Origin of the sequence: uncultured Intestinimonas sp. (assembly GCF_944387245.1) — a bacterium.
GTDB lineage: Bacteria > Bacillota > Clostridia > Oscillospirales > Oscillospiraceae > Intestinimonas.
Genome location: NZ_CALXEE010000005.1, coordinates 24405 through 42967, shown reverse-complemented (window position 1 = coordinate 42967; position 18563 = coordinate 24405). Strand labels below are relative to the sequence as shown.

General features: G+C 64.0%; 20 protein-coding genes. 13 read left to right on the top strand and 7 right to left on the bottom strand.

Annotated features, from left to right (window positions below; genetic code table 11):
• Positions 1-62: 62 nt before the first annotated feature.
• From sdaAA to Q0K15_RS01790, 3 genes are read right to left on the bottom strand one after another with little or no spacing between them, the layout of a single operon-like run.
• Positions 63-932 carry an L-serine ammonia-lyase, iron-sulfur-dependent, subunit alpha gene (gene sdaAA, locus Q0K15_RS01800; protein ID WP_294511236.1) on the bottom strand — a complete coding sequence of 290 codons (870 nt, stop codon included), beginning with the start codon at positions 930-932 and terminating at the stop codon, positions 63-65.
• A gap of 12 nt (positions 933-944) precedes the next feature.
• Positions 945-1613, bottom strand: coding sequence for an L-serine ammonia-lyase, iron-sulfur-dependent subunit beta (gene sdaAB / locus Q0K15_RS01795; RefSeq protein ID WP_294511233.1), 669 nt, complete (start codon positions 1611-1613; stop codon positions 945-947).
• A 4-nt stretch (positions 1614-1617) separates the two neighbouring features.
• A complete protein-coding gene (locus Q0K15_RS01790; protein WP_294511230.1) occupies positions 1618-2838 on the bottom strand; it encodes a dicarboxylate/amino acid:cation symporter in 1221 nt (406 codons plus the stop codon).
• A 163-nt stretch (positions 2839-3001) separates the two neighbouring features.
• On the opposite strand from Q0K15_RS01790, the gene Q0K15_RS01785 reads away from it, so the two are divergent.
• Positions 3002-3943, top strand: a complete 942-nt coding sequence (locus tag Q0K15_RS01785; protein WP_294511227.1) for a LysR family transcriptional regulator — start codon at positions 3002-3004, stop codon at positions 3941-3943.
• A 73-nt stretch (positions 3944-4016) separates the two neighbouring features.
• Here the strand turns inward: Q0K15_RS01785 and Q0K15_RS01780 are convergent, their stop codons facing one another.
• The 3 genes from Q0K15_RS01780 to Q0K15_RS01770 form a co-directional block, all read right to left on the bottom strand.
• Positions 4017-4811, bottom strand: coding sequence for an ABC transporter ATP-binding protein (locus Q0K15_RS01780; protein WP_294511224.1), 795 nt, complete (start codon positions 4809-4811; stop codon positions 4017-4019).
• Entirely contained in the window at positions 4804-5751 is a 948-nt protein-coding gene (locus Q0K15_RS01775; RefSeq protein ID WP_294511221.1) for an ABC transporter permease, read from the bottom strand. Before Q0K15_RS01775 ends, Q0K15_RS01780 begins: the two co-directional genes overlap by 8 nt.
• 382 nt (positions 5752-6133) lie before the next feature.
• The gene (locus tag Q0K15_RS01770) at positions 6134-7153 is read right to left on the bottom strand and encodes an ABC transporter substrate-binding protein (RefSeq protein WP_294511218.1); all 1020 of its coding nucleotides are present in this window, start codon (positions 7151-7153) and stop codon (positions 6134-6136) included.
• Positions 7154-7355: 202 nt separating this feature from the next.
• On the opposite strand from Q0K15_RS01770, the gene Q0K15_RS01765 reads away from it, so the two are divergent.
• The 4 genes from Q0K15_RS01765 to Q0K15_RS01750 are packed head-to-tail and all read left to right on the top strand — an operon-like array spanning position 7356 to position 9908.
• Positions 7356-8087 (top strand): WecB/TagA/CpsF family glycosyltransferase, encoded by a 732-nt coding sequence (locus tag Q0K15_RS01765; RefSeq protein WP_294511215.1) that lies wholly within the window; start codon positions 7356-7358, stop codon positions 8085-8087.
• On the top strand, positions 8084-8752 hold the full coding sequence (locus Q0K15_RS01760; protein ID WP_294511212.1) for a deoxynucleoside kinase: 669 nt from the start codon (positions 8084-8086) through the stop codon (positions 8750-8752). Before Q0K15_RS01765 ends, Q0K15_RS01760 begins: the two co-directional genes overlap by 4 nt.
• A 36-nt stretch (positions 8753-8788) precedes the next feature.
• On the top strand, positions 8789-9334 hold the full coding sequence (locus Q0K15_RS01755; protein ID WP_294511209.1) for a DJ-1 family glyoxalase III: 546 nt from the start codon (positions 8789-8791) through the stop codon (positions 9332-9334).
• Positions 9312-9908 carry a 5-formyltetrahydrofolate cyclo-ligase gene (locus Q0K15_RS01750; RefSeq protein WP_294511206.1) on the top strand — a complete coding sequence of 199 codons (597 nt, stop codon included), beginning with the start codon at positions 9312-9314 and terminating at the stop codon, positions 9906-9908. The genes Q0K15_RS01755 and Q0K15_RS01750 overlap by 23 nt, the downstream gene beginning before the upstream one ends.
• Before the next feature lie 223 nt (positions 9909-10131).
• Here Q0K15_RS01750 and Q0K15_RS01745 read toward each other — a convergent pair whose 3' ends face one another.
• On the bottom strand, positions 10132-10305 hold the full coding sequence (locus tag Q0K15_RS01745; protein ID WP_294511203.1) for a hypothetical protein: 174 nt from the start codon (positions 10303-10305) through the stop codon (positions 10132-10134).
• A 139-nt stretch (positions 10306-10444) separates the two neighbouring features.
• Between Q0K15_RS01745 and mltG the strand changes: the two genes are divergently transcribed.
• The 8 genes from mltG (at position 10445) to Q0K15_RS01705 (ending at position 18057) form a co-directional block, all read left to right on the top strand.
• A complete protein-coding gene (gene mltG, locus Q0K15_RS01740; protein ID WP_294511200.1) occupies positions 10445-11635 on the top strand; it encodes an endolytic transglycosylase MltG in 1191 nt (396 codons plus the stop codon).
• A 53-nt stretch (positions 11636-11688) separates the two neighbouring features.
• On the top strand, positions 11689-12903 hold the full coding sequence (locus Q0K15_RS01735; protein WP_294511196.1) for a U32 family peptidase: 1215 nt from the start codon (positions 11689-11691) through the stop codon (positions 12901-12903).
• A 116-nt stretch (positions 12904-13019) separates the two neighbouring features.
• Positions 13020-13610: a hypothetical protein gene (locus tag Q0K15_RS01730; RefSeq protein ID WP_294511193.1), complete on the top strand. Its 591-nt coding sequence runs from the start codon at positions 13020-13022 to the stop codon at positions 13608-13610.
• Between the two features lie 57 nt (positions 13611-13667).
• A complete protein-coding gene (locus Q0K15_RS01725; protein ID WP_294511190.1) occupies positions 13668-14213 on the top strand; it encodes a hypothetical protein in 546 nt (181 codons plus the stop codon).
• A complete protein-coding gene (locus Q0K15_RS01720; RefSeq protein WP_294511186.1) occupies positions 14210-14515 on the top strand; it encodes a hypothetical protein in 306 nt (101 codons plus the stop codon). Before Q0K15_RS01725 ends, Q0K15_RS01720 begins: the two co-directional genes overlap by 4 nt.
• Positions 14516-14839: 324 nt before the next feature.
• Positions 14840-17512, top strand: coding sequence for an alanine--tRNA ligase (alaS, locus tag Q0K15_RS01715; protein ID WP_294511183.1), 2673 nt, complete (start codon positions 14840-14842; stop codon positions 17510-17512).
• A 2-nt stretch (positions 17513-17514) separates the two neighbouring features.
• Positions 17515-17688, top strand: a complete 174-nt coding sequence (locus Q0K15_RS01710) for a DUF4250 domain-containing protein (RefSeq protein WP_294511263.1) — start codon at positions 17515-17517, stop codon at positions 17686-17688.
• A gap of 30 nt (positions 17689-17718) precedes the next feature.
• Positions 17719-18057, top strand: coding sequence for a histidine triad nucleotide-binding protein (locus Q0K15_RS01705; RefSeq protein ID WP_294511180.1), 339 nt, complete (start codon positions 17719-17721; stop codon positions 18055-18057).
• The last annotated feature ends 506 nt before the right edge of the window (positions 18058-18563 follow it).

The following is an 18563-nucleotide window of genomic DNA, read 5'->3' as shown; positions in this document are numbered from 1 at the left end:
AAAACTGCCCCGGACCGCAACGGCGGTCCGGGGCAGTTTTCTTTTGCGGTGTAGGCGGGGGCTCAGCCGCAGTGGCCGCAACGCTGGCAGGCGCTGGGGGTGACGGCGCAGCCGCCCAGGGCGGTCTCACGCAGCTCGGCGGGGATGTGGCGGCCCACCTGGTACATGACGGCCAGCATCTCATCAAAGGGGATGAGCTGACGGATGCCGCTCAGGGCGATCTCGGCGGCCACCAGGGCGTTAGCCACGCCGGCGGCGTTGCGGTTCTGGCAGGGGTACTCCACCAGGCCGCCCACCGGGTCGCACACCAGGCCCAGCATATTCATGAGCACGGTGGAGGCGGCGCCCAGACACTCCTCGGGGGTGCCGCCCATGAGCTCCACGGCGGCGGAGGCGGCCATGGCGGCGGCGACGCCCACCTCGGCCTGACAGCCGCCCACGGCGCCGGCCACGGTGGCGTTGCGCATGGCCAGATAGCCTATGGCGCCGGCGTTGAAGAGGCCGTCCAGCAGCCGGTCGTCGGAGATGTGGTAGTGCTCCTGGAGAGCCAGCAGCAGTCCGGGTACCACGCCGGAGGAGCCGGCGGTGGGGGCGGCCACGATGAGCCCCATGGAGGCGTTGACCTCCAGCACTGCCATGGCATAGGTAATGGCCTTTTGGAGCACCGGGCCGCAGATGTCCTTCTTCTTTCCGGCGTGGGCGGCCAGATGCTTGGCCTCCCCGCCGATGAGACCGCCCATGGAGCGGCCGGGGTTCTCCAGGGGGATGGTGGCCGAAGAGCGCATGATGGACAGGGCCTTGGCCATACGGCGTTTGACGGTGTCGGGGGTAGTCTCCCCCAGGATGCACTCCCGGCGGCGCATGATCTCGGAGATGGGACAGCCCTCCTGTCGGCACAGGGCCAGCAGCTCGTTGGCATTTTTGAAATCCATTGTGTCCCCTCCTTACGGCTGGACGATCATGACGTCGTGGATGTGTGGATTGGTCTTGAGCTGTTCCGGGATGCCGTCGGGCAGGATGCCGTCCGACTCAATGATGCTGTAAGCGGTGTCACCCTTGCCCTCCCGGAACAGACGCATAAAGGCGATGTTCACATTGCGGTCACTGAGCACCTTGGTGATGTGGGCCACCACGCCGGGCTTGTCCTGCTGGACCACCACCACCGAGGCGTACTCGCCGCTGAAGTCCACGTGGACGCCGTTGATGCGCACGATGTGCATCTTGCCGCCCCCCAGGGACTCGCCCCGGACGGTCATGACCTGTCCGTCGGCGTTCTCCATGCGGATGTCCACCGTGTTGGGGTGGATGTCGGTCTCGGTCTCATTGGGGGTGAAGGAGAAGGCCAGCCCCCGCTCGTTGGCGATGCGGAAGGAGTCCCGGATGCACAGATCGTCGGTGGAAAAACCCATGATGCCGCCCAGCAGGGCCCGGTCGGTGCCGTGGCCGTGGTAGGTCTTGGCGAAGGAGCCGTAGAGGGTGAAGTCCACCTTCTTCAGCGGCGGCGCCAGCAGCTTGTGTGCCACGTTGGCAATGGCCACGGCCCCGGCGGTGTGGGAGCTGGAGGGGCCGACCATGTTAGGGCCCAGTACGTCGAACACGCTGATAAAGGACATAAGCTCACTCCTTCACAGGGGTCTTGTTGATGAATTTGCGGTAAATGGTGTCCACGATGGTGCCGATGGCGTTGTCGCCGGACACGTTGCAGGCGGTGCCGAAGGAGTCCTGGGTGATATAGAGGGCCACCATGATGGCGCAGATGGGGCCGTTCACGTCACCGGCCTCAGTGCCGAACACCATGTAGAGGAAGGGCAGGGCAGTCATGATGGAGCCGCCGGGTGCGCCGGGAGAGGCCACCATGGCGATGCCCAGGGTCATGATGAAGGGGACCACAGTGCCCAGGCTGATGGGCAGCTGGTACATCAGGCACACGGCGGTGGCGCAGGCGGTGATGGTGATCATGGAGCCGGCCATGTGAATGTTGGCGCACAGGGGTACCACGAAGTTGCGGATCTCCTCCAGGATGCCGTCCTTCGCGGCGCACTCCAGGTTGACGGGGATGGTAGCGGCGGAGGACTGGGTGCCGATGGCGGTGGCATAGCCGGGGATCTGGTTGCGGATGAGGGTGATGGGGTTCTTGCCGGAGATCACGCCGGCCACCAGGAACTGGATACAGATATAGATGAGGTGCATGGCGATGACCACCAGGAACACCTTCCACAGGATGCCCAGGATGGCAAAGGTCTTTCCGGAATAGGTCATGTTGGTAAAGGTGCCGCAGATGTAGAGAGGCAGCAGGGGGATGATGACGGTGTGGAGTACCTTGTCAATGATGGCGGAGAAGTCCTCCATACCGTGGTAGAGGCTGTCGCCGATCTCCTTGCCCCGCATGGTGGAAAGGCACAGGCCCAGCACAAAGGCCAGGGTGACGGCGGACAGGGTGTCCAGCAGGGGCGGGATGGACAGAGAGAAGTAGCCGGACAGGGAAACGTCAGCGGTGGCGGCGATCTGGTCCAGAGCCCCCGCGCTCATAAAGGAGGGGAACAGTCTGGAGGAGACCAGGTAGGAGGCGGAGCCCGCCACCAGGGTGGAAAAGTAGGAGAGGATCACGGTGATGACCAACAGCTTGCCCGCGCCGCTGCGCAGATTGGCGATGCCCATGGTCACGTAGGCGACGATCATCAGGGGGATCACGAAGGAAAGGAAGGTGCTGAAAATCGAAGAGAAGGTGACCACCACGCGGTTAAACCACTCTGGCATAAAGGAGCCGAAGAGGATACCCAGGATGATGGCGATGATGAGCTTCGGGATCAGCCCGATGCGGAACTTCTTTTTTTCCATAATGTTTCCTCCTATTTACATTTTGCTCTTTTGCTAAGTTTCCCCGTTGACTTTGTGGTGGCTTTAGTCTATCATGACAATAACGTTTAATCAAATAAACCGTTTTTATTATTTTAATTAAAAAAATTCATACCACTTTTTAAGGCAGAAGGGAGGAGTTGGCATGGAACTTCGGCAGATCACCACGTTTATCCGGGCGGCCCAGTTTGAGAGCTTTTCCAAAGCAGCGGCCAGTCTGGGCTACTCCCAGTCGGCGGTGACGGTGCAGATCCGCCAGCTGGAGGAGGAGCTCCACGTGCGCCTGTTTGACCGCATGTATAAGCGGGTGGTGCTCACTGCCCAGGGAAAACAGTTTCTGGACAGCGCCTACAACATTATCCAGGAGGTCAACCATGCTGCCCTCTCCCTGTCCGTGGAGGGGGAGCTGAACGGGCAGCTCCACATCGGCACGCTGGAGTCCCTGTGCTATGCCCGGCTGCCGGGGATCGTGCGGCGGTTCCGGGTGCAGCACCCCAAGGTGAGCATCCAGATCACCACAGGCATCCCGGAGGAGCTCATCGCCAAAATGGAGCGGGGAGAGCTGGACATCATCTACATCCTGGAGGAGCCCCTCTACAACAACAGCTGGTGCAAGGTGCTGGAGCGGCAGGAGGAGGTGGTGGTGGTGGCTTCGGCGGAGCTGGGACGGGAGCTGGGACCCGGCCCCCACCATCTGGTGGATCTGCTGGACCGGCCCTTTTATCTCACCGAGCGGGACGCCAACTACCGCCGCCTGCTGGACCGGCGGCTGGCCACCCTGGACCGGGCCATCACACCGGCGCTGGAGAGCAGCTACGCCTCCTTCCTCCTCCGGGTGCTGGAGGAGACGGAGGGGCTTTCCTTCCTGCCACGCTTTCTGGTGGAGGAGCCGGTACAACAGGGCAAGCTGACGGTGGTGGAGGTCAGCGACCTCCAGGCGGTGATGTACGAGCAGATCTTCTACCATCGGGAGAAATGGGCCACCAGGGAGATGGAGGCCTTCATCCGCTTCTGCGCGCCGGAGGCCGCGGCGTGGGTCGGAGCGGCGGCTCCAGGTGCCGCAGGTGAGAGCGGAGCAGAGTTATAAAAGAAACAAAAATGCCGCTGCCTCCCGCGAAAACGCGGAAGACAGCGGCATCGTGCTGCCTGGGGATACGTGCTCAGCCCAGCAGGAGCTTGTCGTCGGCTTCGTCCGATCCGCTGGCCTGGCTGAAGAGGGAGAGGAGCTGCTCCACAGTGAGGTTCTTCTTCTCCTCGCCGGAGACGTCCACCGCCACCCGTCCCTCATACATCATGATGAGGCGGTTTCCGTGGGCAATGGCGTCACGCATGTTGTGGGTGATCATCAGGGTGGTGAGCCTGTCCCGCTGGACGATCTTCTCGGTGGCGTCCAGCACCTTGGCCGCCGTCTTGGGGTCCAGGGCGGCGGTGTGCTCGTCCAGGAGGAGGAGCTTGGGTTTGACCAGGCTGGCCATGAGGAGGGTGAGGGCCTGGCGTTGTCCGCCGGAGAGAAGCCCCACCTTGGCGGTGAGCCGGTCCTCCAGGCCCAGGTCCAGGATCTTGAGGAGCTCCCGGTACTCCTTCCGCTCGCTGGCGGTGATGCCCGCCTTCAGGCCCCGGGGCTTGCCCCGGCGGGCGGCAAGGGCCAGGTTCTCCTCGATCTGCATGGTAGCGGCGGTGCCCATCATGGGGTCCTGAAAGACCCGGCCGATGTACTGGGCCCGCTTGTGCTCAGGCAGGCGGGTGACGTCGATGCCGTCGATGGAGATGGTGCCGGAGTCCACCGGCCACACCCCCGCCACAGCGTTGAGCAGGGTGGATTTGCCGGCGCCGTTGCCGCCGATGACGGTGACGAAGTCCCCGTCGGCCAGGGTGAGGGAGACCCCGTTGAGGGCCCTCTTTTCATTGATGGTGCCGGCGTTGAAGGTCTTGTAGATCTCTTTGAGCTCAAGCATTGCGCGCCGCCTCCTTTCGAGCCGTTTTGGTGAAGTACTTGCCCTTCCAGTAGGGGATGGTGAGGAAGAGGGCCACCACCACGGCGGAGAGCAGCTTCAGGTCGGTGGACTCCAGGCCCAGCCGGAGCACAAACTGAAGCACAATGTAGTAGATGATGGAGCCGATGACGGCGGAGAGCAGTTTGAGGGCGAAGTTGACAAAGACCTTGCCCAGGAGCACCTCGCCGATGATGACGGCGGCCAGGCCGATGACGATGGCGCCCCGGCCCATATCCACGGTGGAGCTGCCCTGGTACTGGGCCAGCAGGCCGCCGGAGAGGGCCACCAGGCCGTTGGAGACCACCAGACCCAGCACCTTGGCGGTGTTGGTGTTGATGCCCTGGGCCCGGGCCATGTTGGGGTTGGCGCCGGTGGCCCGGAGGGAGCAGCCCAGCTCGGTGCCGAAGAACCAGTAGAGTACGGCGATGACCACCACGGTGAGGACGGCCAGCAGCAGCAGGGGGTTGCGCAGGCTCATCTCACGGATGTAGCGGGAGGAGACCAGCAGGGGCTGCTTGTCCACGCTGAGGGCCAGGGTGGCCTTGGTGCTGGCGCCGCTGCCGATGGCCATGATGCGCAGGTTGATGGAGTAGAGGGCCAGCTGGGTCAGGATGCCGGAGAGGATGGCGGGGATGCCGCAGGCGGTGTGGAGCAGTCCGGTGACCAGACCGGCCAGCATGCCGGCGATGACGGCCATCAGGAGGGCCAGCCAGGGATTGAGGCCCATGGTGATGCCCAGGGCGGCCACCGCGCCGCCGGTGGCCAGGGAGCCGTCCACGGTCAGGTCGGCGATGTCCAGAATCCGGAAGGTGATGTACACCCCGATGGCCATGATGCCCCAGGCCAGGCCCTGTCCGAAGGCGCCGGGCATGGAGTTGAGGAAAGAGAGCAGGAAATCCATAGTTCGATACCTCCAAAAGGTGGATTCCGCCTCGGGCGGGAAAGGCGCAAAAACAGCGGAGGCGCAGAGCGCCCCGCTGTTCAGCGTGTAGAGAAAAGCGCATGGGTCAAATGACGTGCAAGAGCCTCGCAGAGTTCTGTCGTCCGCAGACGACGGAATCAAATGAAGTCTGTTTTTTCCGGGGACATGTGCCTCGGAAAAAACACTGCTCAGGCCGCGAGTGTGGAATTTGGCCTTAGGCCAAATTATGCGCGTGGCGGCCTGCCTCCCTTCGAAAAAATGCTTGCATTTTTGAGAGAGGCTGCCGACAAAGTCGGCAGCCTCAACAGCGGAGGCGCAGAGCGCCCCGCTGTTTTTACGATTTTAGAAGGGGGAGAGAGGATCAGGCGATGGGCTCGTAATCCTCGGGCATGGTGAGACCCAGGGCCTCGCAGTTGGCGGCGTTGTACATCTTGGTGACGTTGGGAGCGTACTCCACAGGCATGGTGGAGATATCGGCCTCGCCGGTGAGGATCTGGGCCGCCATCTCGCCGGTCTTGTAGCCGATGTCGTAGTAGCTGATGGAGAGGGTGGCCACGCCGCAGCCGGAGCAGATGCCGGACTCACCGGCAATGACGGGCACGCCGGCGGGGATCACCACGTTGGCGATGGTCTCGGTGTTGGCGGCGGCGGTGTTGTCGGTGGGGATGTAGATGACGTCGGAGTTGTCGCAGGCGGTCTGGGCCACGGAGGACAGGTCGTTCACGTCGGTGAAGGCGTACTGCTCACAGGTGTAGCCCATGTCCTCCAGGTAGCCCTGGATGGTCTCCACCTGATAGACGGAGTTGGGCTCGCCGGAGCAGTAGAGGAGACCCACGTTGGTGGCGTCGGGGAAGAGCTCGTTGAGCATGGCGGCCTGCTGGTCCAGGGGGGCCAGGTCGGAGGTACCGGAGATGTTGCCGCCCACGGTGCCGGTCCAGTCGTCGATGGACAGGGCGGTGGCGTAGTCGGTCACCGAGGTGCCCAGCACGGGGATGTTGGCGGTGGCGGAGGCTGCGGCCTGGAGGGGATAGGTGGCGTTGGCCAGAATGAGGTCCACACCCTCGGAGACGAAGCCGTCCATAATGGTGCCGCAGTTGGCGTACTCGCCGCCGGCGTCCTGCTCCTCAAAGGTCACCTGGCCGGGCAGCAACTCGTTGAGGGCGTCCTTGAAGCCCTGGGTGGCGGCGTCCAGCGCGTCGTGGGTCATCTGCTGGCAGATGCCCACGGTGTAGGCGGCGGTGCCCTCGGCGGAAGCGGAGGACGCGGGGGCAGAGGACTCAGGGGCGGGGGTGGTGGTGCTGGTGCCGCCGCCGCAGGCGGCCAGAGACAGGACCATGGCGCTGGCGGCGGCCAGTGCGGTCACTTTCGACAAAATATTCATGCTTCTCATCCTTCCGATTTGTGCAAGTAAAGCACTTCATTGCTTTTTTGCGCTAAAGTATTGTCTGTATTATAATCCCTTTTCCCGAAATGTCAATGCTTAATTTTTCATGAAGATACGGAGGGAGCGGGCAGGTTCCGATGGACTTTTGAGTGTTCCTGTGGTATGATGGCCTGGAATGATAAAAATGGAGGCATGCGCCTTGCGGACAGAGATCATGGGGGTCAGTTTTGATGACCTGACCCTGGACGAGGCGGCCAAAGCGGCCGCCGGGATGATAGAAGCGGGTGGATTCCACTATGTGGTGACCCCCAACCCGGAGCTGGTGGACCGGGCACGGCGGGAGGAGCCCTTCCGGCAGGCCCTCAACGGGGCGGACCTGGTGCTCCCCGACGGTATCGGCGTGGTGTACGCCGCCAGGCTCCTGGGCCGGCCGCTGAAGGGCCGCTGCCCCGGCATCGACTTTGCCGGGAAGCTCATGGAGCACATGGCGAAAACCGGCCTGCGGCTCTACCTGCTGGGGGCCAAGCCCGGGGTGGCCGAGGCCGCCGCCGCCCGGCTGGAGGCCAAATACCCCGGCCTTACCATCTGCGGCACCCACGACGGCTACTTCAAGGAGGACGGCCCCGTGGTGGAGGCCATCCGGGCGGCCGAGGCCGACGTGGTCTTTGTCTGCCTGGGCGCCCCCAAGCAGGAGTACTGGATGGTGAAAAACGGCCCCGCCACCGGCGCCAGGCTCATGGCTGGTCTGGGCGGAAGCCTGGACGTCTTTGCCGGCGTGGTGGAGCGGGCGCCGGAGGCCTGGCAGAAGCTGGGCCTGGAGTGGCTCTACCGCCTGACCAAGGAGCCCAAGCGCATCGGCCGCATGGCCCGGCTGCCCCTTTTCCTGGTGGCCGCCCTGGGCGAGCGGGGAAAGGCGGGGAAGCGGGCATGAAGGGCAGACTCATCGTGCTGGAGGGCACCGACGGGTCGGGCAAGTCCACCCAGTTCGGCCTCCTGTGCCGCCGGATGGAGGAGGCGGGCAAGCCCTTCCACCGCATCGTTTTTCCCCAGTATCAGGAGCCCTCGTCGGCCCTGGTGCGGATGTATCTGGGGGGCGAGTTCGGCTCCCACCCCGACGACGTGAACGCCTACGCCGCCTCCACCTTCTACGCGGTGGACCGGTACGCATCTTACAAGAAGGTGTGGGGGGAAGACTACGAGGGGGGCGGACTCATCCTGGCCGACCGCTACACCACCTCCAACGCCGTCCATCAGACCAGTAAGCTGCCGGAGGAGGCGTGGGAGCCCTTCCTGCGCTGGCTCTTTGATTTTGAATACCACAAGCTGGGGCTGCCCGCCCCGGACCTGGTCCTCTATCTGGACATGCCCACCGACCGGGCGGTGGAGATGCTCCGCCGCCGGGAGGGGGAGACCCACACCACCGGCGACATCCACGAGGTGGATACCGAATACCTCCGCCGCTGCCGGAAGGCGGCCCTGGCCGCCGCCGGGCTGTGCGGCTGGGAGCGGGTGTCCTGTGTGGACGAGACGGGGGCGGTGCTCCCGCCGGAGGTCATCCATCAACAGATCTGGGGCCGGGTCAGCGCCCTGCTGTGACAGGGACCATCAAGTATATTTGGAGGAGAATGATCCATGGTATATATTCTGCTGGGAGAAGGTTTTGAGGAGGCCGAGGCCATCGTCCCCGGCGACCTGCTGCGGCGGGCCGGTGTGGATGTGGCCTATGTGGGCCTGGATGGTCTCGCGGTGAAGGGAAGCCACGGCATCACCGTCACCGCCGATATGACTCTGGAACAGGTGAAGACAGAGGATATGGAGATGCTGGTGCTGCCCGGCGGGCTGGGCGGCGTGGCCTCCATCCAGATGGATCTCTTCGCCACCGCCCTCATCCAGAAGGCCCGGGACCTGGGCTGCTGGCTGGCGGCCATCTGCGCCGCCCCCTCCATCCTGGCCCACATGGGCATGCTGGATCGCCGTCCCGTCACCTGCCACCCCTGCGTGTGGGAGGAGATGGGCTCCGCCGCCGTGGACCATGAGGCCCAGGTGGTGGTGGACGGAAAGTTCGTCACCGGCCAGGCCGCCGGCGCCGCCTTCCCCTTCGGACTGAAGCTGGTGGAGGTGCTCAAGGGCGCCGAGGCGGTGCAGAAGGTCCAGAATGGTATCCTGTACCGGAGCTAAGGCCGCCCTTCGGAGCGCCGTCCGGGCTCAGGCGGCGGCCATACGCCCCGCCGAGCGCCGGAGGAGCGACGTGATTCTGCTCCAGCGGTTCCTGGAGCTGCCCTGGGCGGCGGAGGCCAATACCCTGCTGCTCTTTTACGGCGTGGGTATCGAGCCGGACACCGGCCACCTGCTCGTGGAGCTGTGGCGGCTGGGAAAGCGGGTGCTTTTGCCGAAGTGTCTGCCCGGCCGGGCCATGGAGGCCCGGCTGGTCCGGAGCGGGGACGACCTGCGGCCCGGGGTGTTCGGCATCCCGGAGCCTTTAGACGCCTGTCCCGTTGTGGACAAGGGGGAGATCGACCTCATTCTGGTCCCAGCCCTCTGCTACGACCTGTCCTGCCAACGGCTGGGACAGGGGGGCGGATACTACGACCGCTACCTGGCCGATTATGGCGGCCGGACGGTGGGCCTGTGCCGGGAGCGGCTGCTCCAAGAGAAGCTGCCCGTAGAGAACCACGACAGAGCTGTGGACCTGGTGTTGACGGAGAAGCGCCGGCTGGAGGGCATGTCCCATATTCTGACGAACAGACGCTGAGGAAAGACCACAGCCCTTGCCGGGGCGGGGGAGTGCGAGGGGGCGGCAGCCCGCCTCGCGTGGGATCGAATGCCCCGCCCGGAGGGCGGCGAGCACGGCGAGGACTTTTCCGGACCGAAGGGGACGGAAAAGTAACGGCATTTTTAAAGGGCGGAGCCCAAAGGCTCCGCCCTGGAGGGACACTGTAGGTTTCTAAGTAGGCCGGGGAGGCGGCGCGGTGGGCTTAGCAGCAGGGATCGCAGCCGCAGCTGTTGTTGTTGCCGCAGCCGCAGCCGCAGCCACAGCCGTTGTTGTTATTGTTGCAGCCGCAGCCGCAGCTGTTCCCGCCGCCGCAGCAGCAGCACACCAGGATGAGGATCAGGATAATCCAACAGCAGCTACCATTGTTACCGAACATGAACGACACACCTCGTTTTTAGAGTTTGGAGGCGCCGCCGGCGGGAGACCGGGGCTTTTGCCCTCCAACTGGCCTATTCTATGTAGCGGGAACACCATTGGTTCCCCTATGGAGCGATCCGGAAGGAGAAAAACTGCCTATGTCACAAGAGGAAAGAAGAAGCTCCGGCGGAAGGCGAGAGCAGCCCCGGGAGCGGAGCGAGCGCCCCGCCACCCGGAGACGGCGGAAGAAAAAGGGGTTCAGCCTGCTGGGTACCCTGCTGTACGTGGCTTTCGTCATCGGAATCTCCACCCTGCTGGCGGCGGTGGGCTGGGTGGCGGCCAACGACGTGCTGGCCCTCAACAAGGCCGAGCACTCGGCCATCATCACTCTGCCCGAGGACATCTTTACCGAGAAAGAGGTAACGGTAAAGACCGACGAGGGCACCGAGACCGAGACCGTTGAGGTGGTGGATCTGGACTACGTGGCCGACCAGCTCAAGGAGAACGGCATCATCGAGTTCAAGCTGGTCTTCCGGCTCTTCTCCGTCTTTTCCAACGCCGATGAGAAGATGGCCCCCGGCACCTACCAGCTGGACACCGACATGGACTACCGGGCCATCGTCACCAACCTGGGCTCCAATTCGGCCAGCCGTCAGATGGTCACCGTCACCATCCCCGAGGGCTATACGGTGGACCAGATCTTCCAGCGCCTGGAGGAGAACGGCGTCTCCACGGTGGAGAAGCTCCAGGATATGGCGGCCACCCACGACTATGCCTTCTCCTTCCTGCAGGAGATCCCCCTGGGGGACTACCACCGGCTGGAGGGCTACCTGTTCCCCGACACCTATGAGTTCTATATGGGCGAGGACCCCAAGACGGTCATCAATAAGATGCTGGTGAACTTCGACCGCCGCTTCACCGACGAGATGCGGGCTGAGGTCCAGGAGAAGGGGTATACCGTCCGTGACATCGTCATCATCGCCTCCATGATCGAGCGCGAGACCGACGGCAACGACCGGGCCACCATCGCCTCTGTCATCTACAACCGTCTCAACAACCCCAACGCCGGGACACAGGGCTATCTGCAGGTGGACGCCACCCTGGTCTACGCTTTGGGCCGCCCCATCACCTCGGCGGACTATACTGCCGACACGTCTTATAACACCTATACCAATAAGGGGCTGCCCCCCGGACCCATCTCCAACCCCGGCCTGGCCTCCATCCAGGCCGCCATGGAGCCGGAGAGCACCAACTATTACTACTACGCCCTGGGCAGCGACGGCGCCCACTCCTTCTTCAAGAGCCTTGAGGCGCAGCAGGACTTCATCGCCCAGCAGCGGGGCAACTAAACACTGGGGCGGCCGCCTTTGGGCGACCGCCCTTTTGACAGGAGGAACAAGCGATGAGCATCGAGCTATTGGCCCCGGCGGGGGATATGGAGCGGCTGCGCATGGCCGTGGCCTACGGCGCCGACGCGGTGTACCTGGCGGGCAGCGATTTCGGGATGCGGGCCTTTGCGGGTAACTTTGACCAGAAAGGGCTCCGGGAGGCGGTGGAGCTGTGCCACAGCCGGGGGGTGCGGGTCCATGTGACCTGCAACACCATGCCCCGGTGCGACGAGGTGGACCGGCTGCCGGAGTGGCTGGAGTATCTGGACAGCGTGGGGGTGGACGCCGCCATCATCGCCGACCTGGGGGTGTTCCGCATGGCCCAGAAGTACGCCCCCCACCTTCAGCTCCACATCTCCACCCAGGCCGGCGTCACCAACCACGCCGTGGCCCAGGCCTGGTACGATATGGGGGCCAGCCGGGTCATCCTGGCCCGGGAGCTCTCCCTGGAGGAGATCCGCACCATCCGGGCCAAGACCCCCAAGGACCTGGAGATCGAGGCCTTCGTCCATGGGGCCATGTGCGTGAGCTACTCGGGGCGGTGTCTGCTCTCCAACTACATGACCGGCCGGGATGCCCAGCGGGGCATGTGTGCCCAGCCCTGCCGCTACAAGTACGCCCTGGTGGAGGAAAAGCGGCCCGGAGAGTATTTCCCCGTCTATGAGGAGAACAATGAGACCTTCATCATGAACAGCCGGGACATGTGCATGATCGACCACCTGTCCGACCTGGTGGAGGCCGGCCTCAGCTCGCTGAAGATCGAGGGGCGGGCCAAGTCGGCCTACTACGCCGCCGTGGTCACCGGGGCCTACCGCCACGGGATCGATGCCGCCCTGGCAGGGGAGCCTCTGGACCCGGTGTGGCGCGCCGAGCTGGACAAGGTCTCCCACCGGCCCTACTCCACCGGCTTTTATTACGGCCCGCCGGGACAGTATACCGGCGACGCCAGATACATCCGGGACTACCAGGTCTGCGCGGTGGTAGAGACCTGCTCCCCCGACGGCACCGCCGTCCTCTCCCTGCGGAACAAGTTTTCCGCCGGAACCCGGGTGGAGCTCCTGGCCCCCGGCCTGGACCCCATGACCTTTGAAGCGCCGGAGATGGCCGACATGGACGGCCTGCCCCTCCTGGAGCCCAAGAAGCCGGAGATGCGCTTCAAGATGCGCCTGCCCCGTCAGGTAAAGCCCCTCTCCATCCTCCGCCGCCAGATGGATTTGAGCCCACAATAGTTCTGCACAAAAACTAGGGCTGGAAATCCAATTGTTTTGTGCTATAATATTGTCTGCTGAATCGGGCAGCCGGTGATTGAGGCCGGTCATGCCTAAGAAAGGGGGGACGACCTGCCATGAAGCGGCTGCTGCGGCCCATTATGCTGGAATTCTGCCGGAGCCACCTGATCCTGACGGCCCTCGTCGCCCTCCTTACTGTCCTCGTTCTGACGGCAAGTGGTCTGTTGGGCCTGGGAAACGCTGTGAAGGGTGTCCTCCCCTTCCAGCTCCAGAGAGTATCGTCGGAGCTGAGCGGTACCCTGCCCGCCCTGATCCCCTTGGTTCTGGGGCTACTGGCCTATCTCCCGGCCGGCCGCTTCGCCCGTAAGCGGAACTTCCTGCCCCGCCCCGATGCGGAGGAGGCCATCCTCTTGCTGTTGGTGCCCGCCGCCGCCTTCTGGCTGCTGTTGGCCCTGGCCTACCTCATCCCTCACGGTAGCGGACTGCTGGTGGCCGCCATGCTCCTCAACTGTCCCGCCTACGGCCTTTACAGCCTGCTGGCCCAGTTCCTGGGCTGGGGAAGCGGCGGTTCCCTGTGGACGGTCTATGTAGGTGGTCTGGTCACCGGCCTCCTGCCTCCGCTGCTCTACCTGATGGGCAGCTATCTCCCCATCGCCGCCCTGGACCAGGAGGAGGACGCCGACGAGGAGTTTATTGAAAAACAATAAAAATAGATTGACTTTCAATAATGACAGTGATACGATACCCTTGAAAGGGGTGATCGTATGGCGAAGCATACCTCCCTCCGTGCCCGGTTCGCCGGTTTTGCGGGGGGACATTTTACGCTCTCCGCCCTGGGGGCATTAGTCGCCTTTGCCATGTTCGGGGCGGCGGAGGCCGGCGTGGGGCTGATGGTGGCTCTGGCCGCCCTGCTGATGCTCCTCTATGTGCCCGTTGGGGCCTTTACTGCCCGGCTCATGGAGTGGGAGCGGCCCACGGTCCGGGAGTGGCTCCGGGCGGTGGCCCTGACGGGGGGCATCGCCTGCCTGTGGGGCTTCGGCGGCTTTGCCCTGTGTATGGCGGAGCCCACGGCCCTGCTGGGCTTCTGCCTCCTCATGTCCACGGCCATCCTGGCCAGCCCCTCCTTCTGCCTCATGTTTCTGGTTCTGATCCAGGTGCTGGAGGTCAACAGCCTCGGCTGGGCCCTTTTGTGGTTTCCCGCCATCGCCGCCGCCGCCCTGCTGCCCCCGGTGCTCTTCTTCACGGGAGCCCTGTTAATACCCCAAAAACAGCCTCAGACGGGACTGGACGAAGGGAGGGAGGCATCATGACCTGGCTGCTGTTAGGAGCCCTGGCCTTCCTGCTGGCCCTGGTGAATCTGGCCCTGGCCCTGCTGGGAAAGGGGAGTGGACAGCGCGCCCTCCTCTTCGGAAGCCTGGCCTGCGGCGTGCTGGCCATGCTGGAGGAGTACCGGCTGGCGGTGGGGTGGGTACAAAAAGAGGACTGGTCAGCCCTCATGGACGTGCTGCCGGGCATGGAAATGGTGCTGACGGCTGCCGTATTCCTGGGGCTGGGGTTGAACCTGGCCGCCATGGTGCTCCATCAGGTACGGAAAAAAGAAAAAACCAGTTGACAATGCCCTGAAAAGTGATAAAATAAAACAGCTTAAAAAGGCAAGGACGAAGCCAAGCGGGCCACGCCGCGACGAGCGAGAGGGGACGGTGAGAGCCCTCCGCGACACGGACCCGTACGCCACTTCACCAGCCGCCCGGGAGGACCGGGACGGATCATCCCCGTTACAGGATGGAATGAGATGCGCTTTTTCAACGAAGCGTAATCAGGGTGGTACCGTGGAAATGCTTTTCCGCCCCTGGCCGAAGCCGGGGGCGGTTTTTCTTTTCCCGCCGCCAGGATCACTGAGTCGCAAAATAAATTCAGATAAACGGAGGTAATACCCATGCCCACCAAGCCTTACGGCCTCAATGAGCTGCGCGAGATGTTCCTCTCCTTCTTCGAGACCAAGGGACACCTGCGTCTGCCCAGCTTCTCCCTCATCCCCCAGAACGACGCCAGCCTGCTGCTCATCAACTCCGGTATGGCGCCCATGAAGCCCTTCTTCACCGGGGAGCAGGAGCCCCCCCGCCACCGGGTGACCACCTGCCAGAAGTGCATCCGCACCGGCGACATCGAGAACATCGGTCACACCGCCCGCCACGGCACCTACTTTGAGATGCTGGGCAACTTCTCCTTCGGCGACTACTTCAAGACCGAGGCCATCCACTGGGCCTGGGAGTTCCTGACCAGCCCCGAGTGGGTGGGCCTGGACCCCAACCGGCTCTACCCCTCCGTGTTCGCCGGCAACGAGACCACCCCCGCCGACGACGAGGCCTTCCGCATCTGGAACGAGGAGATCGGCATCCCCGCCGAGCGCATCTTCAAGTTCGGCAAGGAGGACAACTTCTGGGAGCACGGCTCCGGTCCCTGCGGCCCCTGCTCCGAGATCTACTACGACCGCGGCGAGCAGTGGGGCTGCGGCAAGCCCGGCTGCACCGTGGGCTGCGACTGCGACCGCTATATCGAGGTCTGGAACGTGGTGTTCTCCCAGTTCGACAACGACGGCGAGGGCCACTACACCGAGCTCAAGCAGAAGAACATCGACACCGGCATGGGCCTGGAGCGTCTGGCCTGCGTGTGCCAGGACGTGGCCTCTCTCTTCGATGTGGACACCGTCATGAACATCACCAACAAGGTGTCCGAGATCACCAACGCCCACTACGGTGAGACCGCCGCCAAGGACGTCTCCCTCCGGGTCATCACCGACCACATCCGCTCCGCCACCTTCATGATCTGCGACGGCGTGCTGCCCAGCAACGAGGGCCGGGGCTACGTGCTCCGCCGCCTCCTGCGCCGGGCCGCCCGCCACGGCAAGCTGCTGGGCGTCAACGACCCCTTCCTCTATGAGGTGTGCGACACCGTCATCCACGAGAACGAGGGCCACTACCCTGAGCTGCGGGAGCGCCAGGACTATATCACCAAGGTCATCCGCACCGAGGAGGAGAACTTTGCCCGCACCATCGACGGCGGCATGAAGATCTTCAACGACCTCCTCTCCGAGCACAAGGCCAAGGGGGAGACTGTGTTCTCCGGCACCGACGCCTTCAAGCTCTACGACACCTACGGTTTCCCCATCGACCTCACCATCGAGATGGTGGAGGAGCAGGGCATGACCGTGGACCAGGATGGCTTCAAGGCCCTCATGCAGGAGCAGAAGGAGCGTGCCCGGAAGGCCCGTGAGGCCCTGGGCGACCTGGGCTGGGCCGGCGTGGAGTTCGGCAAGGACGTGCCCGAGACCGAGTTTGTGGGCTACGCCAACACCGCCGTGGACGACGCCAAGGTGGTGGCCCTGGTGGTGGAGAACGAGCAGGCCGAGGAGCTCATGCCCGGCGTGGAGGCCATCGTGGTCCTGGACAAGACCCCCTTCTATGCCGAGATGGGCGGCCAGGTGGCCGACCACGGCACCATCACCGCCGGCGACGCCGTCTTTACCGTCACCGACGTGCAGAAGAACAAGGGCGGCAAGTATATGCACTACGGCAAGCTGACCGGCGGCGTCCTGAAGCTGGGCGACACCGTCACCGCCGCCATCGACGTGAAGCGCCGGAAGGCCGTCATGCGTGCCCACTCTGCCACCCACCTGCTGGATAAGGCCCTGCGCACCGTGCTGGGCGACCACGTCCAGCAGGCCGGCTCCCTGGTGGAGGAGGACCGCCTCCGCTTTGACTTCACCCACTTCTCCGCCATGACCGCCGAGGAGCTGGGCCAGGTCTCCGCCTTGGTCAACGAGGCCGTGCTGGAGGGTTACGACATCCACACCGACGTGCTCCCAATCGAGGAGGCCAAGAAGCGGGGCGCCATCGCCCTCTTCGGCGAGAAGTACGGCGACACCGTCCGCGTGGTGGACATGGGCGAGGGCTACTCCGTGGAGTTCTGCGGCGGCACCCACCTGGACAACACCGCCAAGGTGGGCGTGTTCCACATCTCCAGCGAGTTCTCCGTGGCCAGCGGCGTCCGCCGCATCGAGGCCACCACCGGCCTTGCCTCCCTGGAGGTCATGAACCGGAACCAGGAGCTACTCTTCCAGGCTGCCGCCGCTCTGAAGGCCAAGCCCGGCGAGCTGCGGGAGAAGGCCGTCCAGAACATGGAGGAGCTCAAGGAGCTGCGCCATATGGTGGAGGCCTTCAAGGCCAAGGAGGCCGTCAGCGAGGCCGGTCAGTTCCTCATGGGCGCCAAGGAGGTGGGCGGCCTGAAGGTGGTCACCGCCACTCTGGCCGATGCCGACTCCGACCGTCTGCGCAAGATGGGCGACTTCCTGCGGGATAAGAGCCAGGCCGTGGTGGCCGTCCTCTCCGCCGTGAAGGACGGCAAGATCACCTTCCTGGCCGTCTGCGGCAAGGAGGCGGTCCAGAAGGGCGTGAAGGCCGGCGACCTCATCAAGCACGTCACCGCCATCTGCGGCGGCAAGGGCGGCGGTAAGCCCGACTCCGCCATGGGCGGCGGCACCGACGTCCTCAAGCTGGACGACGCCCTGGCCACCGTGGACGACTTCGTGGCCGGAAAGCTGGGGCTGTGAGTATGCTGCCCCAGGACCCCATGATCTTATATAGCGTGGTCAACGCCCGGCTCCGGGACACCTATCCCGACCTGGAGTCCTTCTGCGACGACCACGACACCACAACCGAGGCCCTCTGCGCCGTCCTGGCCGCCGCCGGCTTCACCTACCATCCAGAGCTCAATCAGTTTCGATAATGAGCAACGTGTGAAAGGAGGTTTCTGCACATGAGCGATTGTCTGTTCTGCAAGATCGTGGCGGGGGAGATCCCCTCCAATAAGGTCTACGAGGACGAAACGGTCTACGCCTTCTACGACATCGACCCCCAGGCGCCCACCCACTTCCTGGTGATCCCCAAGACCCACATCGGCTCCGTGGCCGATGTAACCCCGGAGAACGCCACTGTGGTGGCCCACATCTTCGCCGTCATCTCCAAGGTGACCAAGGAGCTGGGGCTGGAGAGTTACCGGGTGGTCTCCAACATCGGCGAGCAGGCCGGTCAAAGTGTCCACCATCTGCACTTCCACGTGCTGGGCGGACGGGACATGACCTGGCCTCCCGGCTGATCGCATACGCCCATCCTCATCCCCCGGCGGCACAGCCGCCGGGGGATGGTTTTTCCATGGCAGCAGGTTTTGCCTATGGGCATATCGACACGGGACCTCATTTGTGTGGGGCGCGGCTTCCCAGACGCACCCACAGTACCACGCTTTTTTGTGGGGCGCGACGACCCCGGCGCGCCATCGGATGGAGCACCGGCGGCGCTGCGGCAGACCGTCGATGGTCCCCCAGCCCCCCGGGCACCGGCGGCGTTACGGAGTAAGCCGACGGTGCGAATAACGCAACGATAGAAGAGCCCCGGGGGGTACATCCAATAGGGGGGCCGCAGCCCCCCTGTGTTGGCCGTTTTAGGGGGAGAGTCCAGAGAGGGGGGAAATCGGAATCCCCCCTCTCTGGGGTGTCTTTGGTTCCTTTCTGCACAAGCAGAAAGGAACGCCCCCGGCAGGGCGGACAACACCTCAAATAGAAATCGCTTCTGTTCAAAAGAAAATCGTTCTGCTGCCATCTCCGA

Bases quoted from the DNA above. Each gene is read 5' to 3' on its own strand.
- mltG (WP_294511200.1), top strand. From the start codon at position 10,445: ATGTCACAAGAGGAAAGAAGAAGCTCCGGCGGAAGGCGAGAGCAGCCC.
- Q0K15_RS01790 (WP_294511230.1), bottom strand. From the start codon at position 2,838: ATGGAAAAAAAGAAGTTCCGCATCGGGCTGATCCCGAAGCTCATCATC.
- Q0K15_RS01730 (WP_294511193.1), top strand. From the start codon at position 13,020: ATGAAGCGGCTGCTGCGGCCCATTATGCTGGAATTCTGCCGGAGCCAC.
- Q0K15_RS01775 (WP_294511221.1), bottom strand. From the start codon at position 5,751: ATGGATTTCCTGCTCTCTTTCCTCAACTCCATGCCCGGCGCCTTCGGA.
- Q0K15_RS01750 (WP_294511206.1), top strand. From the start codon at position 9,312: ATGGTATCCTGTACCGGAGCTAAGGCCGCCCTTCGGAGCGCCGTCCGG.
- sdaAB (WP_294511233.1), bottom strand. From the start codon at position 1,613: ATGTCCTTTATCAGCGTGTTCGACGTACTGGGCCCTAACATGGTCGGC.
- Q0K15_RS01780 (WP_294511224.1), bottom strand. From the start codon at position 4,811: ATGCTTGAGCTCAAAGAGATCTACAAGACCTTCAACGCCGGCACCATC.
- sdaAA (WP_294511236.1), bottom strand. From the start codon at position 932: ATGGATTTCAAAAATGCCAACGAGCTGCTGGCCCTGTGCCGACAGGAG.
- alaS (WP_294511183.1), top strand. From the start codon at position 14,840: ATGCCCACCAAGCCTTACGGCCTCAATGAGCTGCGCGAGATGTTCCTC.
- Q0K15_RS01705 (WP_294511180.1), top strand. From the start codon at position 17,719: ATGAGCGATTGTCTGTTCTGCAAGATCGTGGCGGGGGAGATCCCCTCC.
- Q0K15_RS01710 (WP_294511263.1), top strand. From the start codon at position 17,515: ATGCTGCCCCAGGACCCCATGATCTTATATAGCGTGGTCAACGCCCGG.
- Q0K15_RS01785 (WP_294511227.1), top strand. From the start codon at position 3,002: ATGGAACTTCGGCAGATCACCACGTTTATCCGGGCGGCCCAGTTTGAG.
- Q0K15_RS01770 (WP_294511218.1), bottom strand. From the start codon at position 7,153: ATGAATATTTTGTCGAAAGTGACCGCACTGGCCGCCGCCAGCGCCATG.
- Q0K15_RS01720 (WP_294511186.1), top strand. From the start codon at position 14,210: ATGACCTGGCTGCTGTTAGGAGCCCTGGCCTTCCTGCTGGCCCTGGTG.
- Q0K15_RS01745 (WP_294511203.1), bottom strand. From the start codon at position 10,305: ATGTTCGGTAACAATGGTAGCTGCTGTTGGATTATCCTGATCCTCATC.
- Q0K15_RS01755 (WP_294511209.1), top strand. From the start codon at position 8,789: ATGGTATATATTCTGCTGGGAGAAGGTTTTGAGGAGGCCGAGGCCATC.
- Q0K15_RS01735 (WP_294511196.1), top strand. From the start codon at position 11,689: ATGAGCATCGAGCTATTGGCCCCGGCGGGGGATATGGAGCGGCTGCGC.
- Q0K15_RS01725 (WP_294511190.1), top strand. From the start codon at position 13,668: ATGGCGAAGCATACCTCCCTCCGTGCCCGGTTCGCCGGTTTTGCGGGG.
- Q0K15_RS01760 (WP_294511212.1), top strand. From the start codon at position 8,084: ATGAAGGGCAGACTCATCGTGCTGGAGGGCACCGACGGGTCGGGCAAG.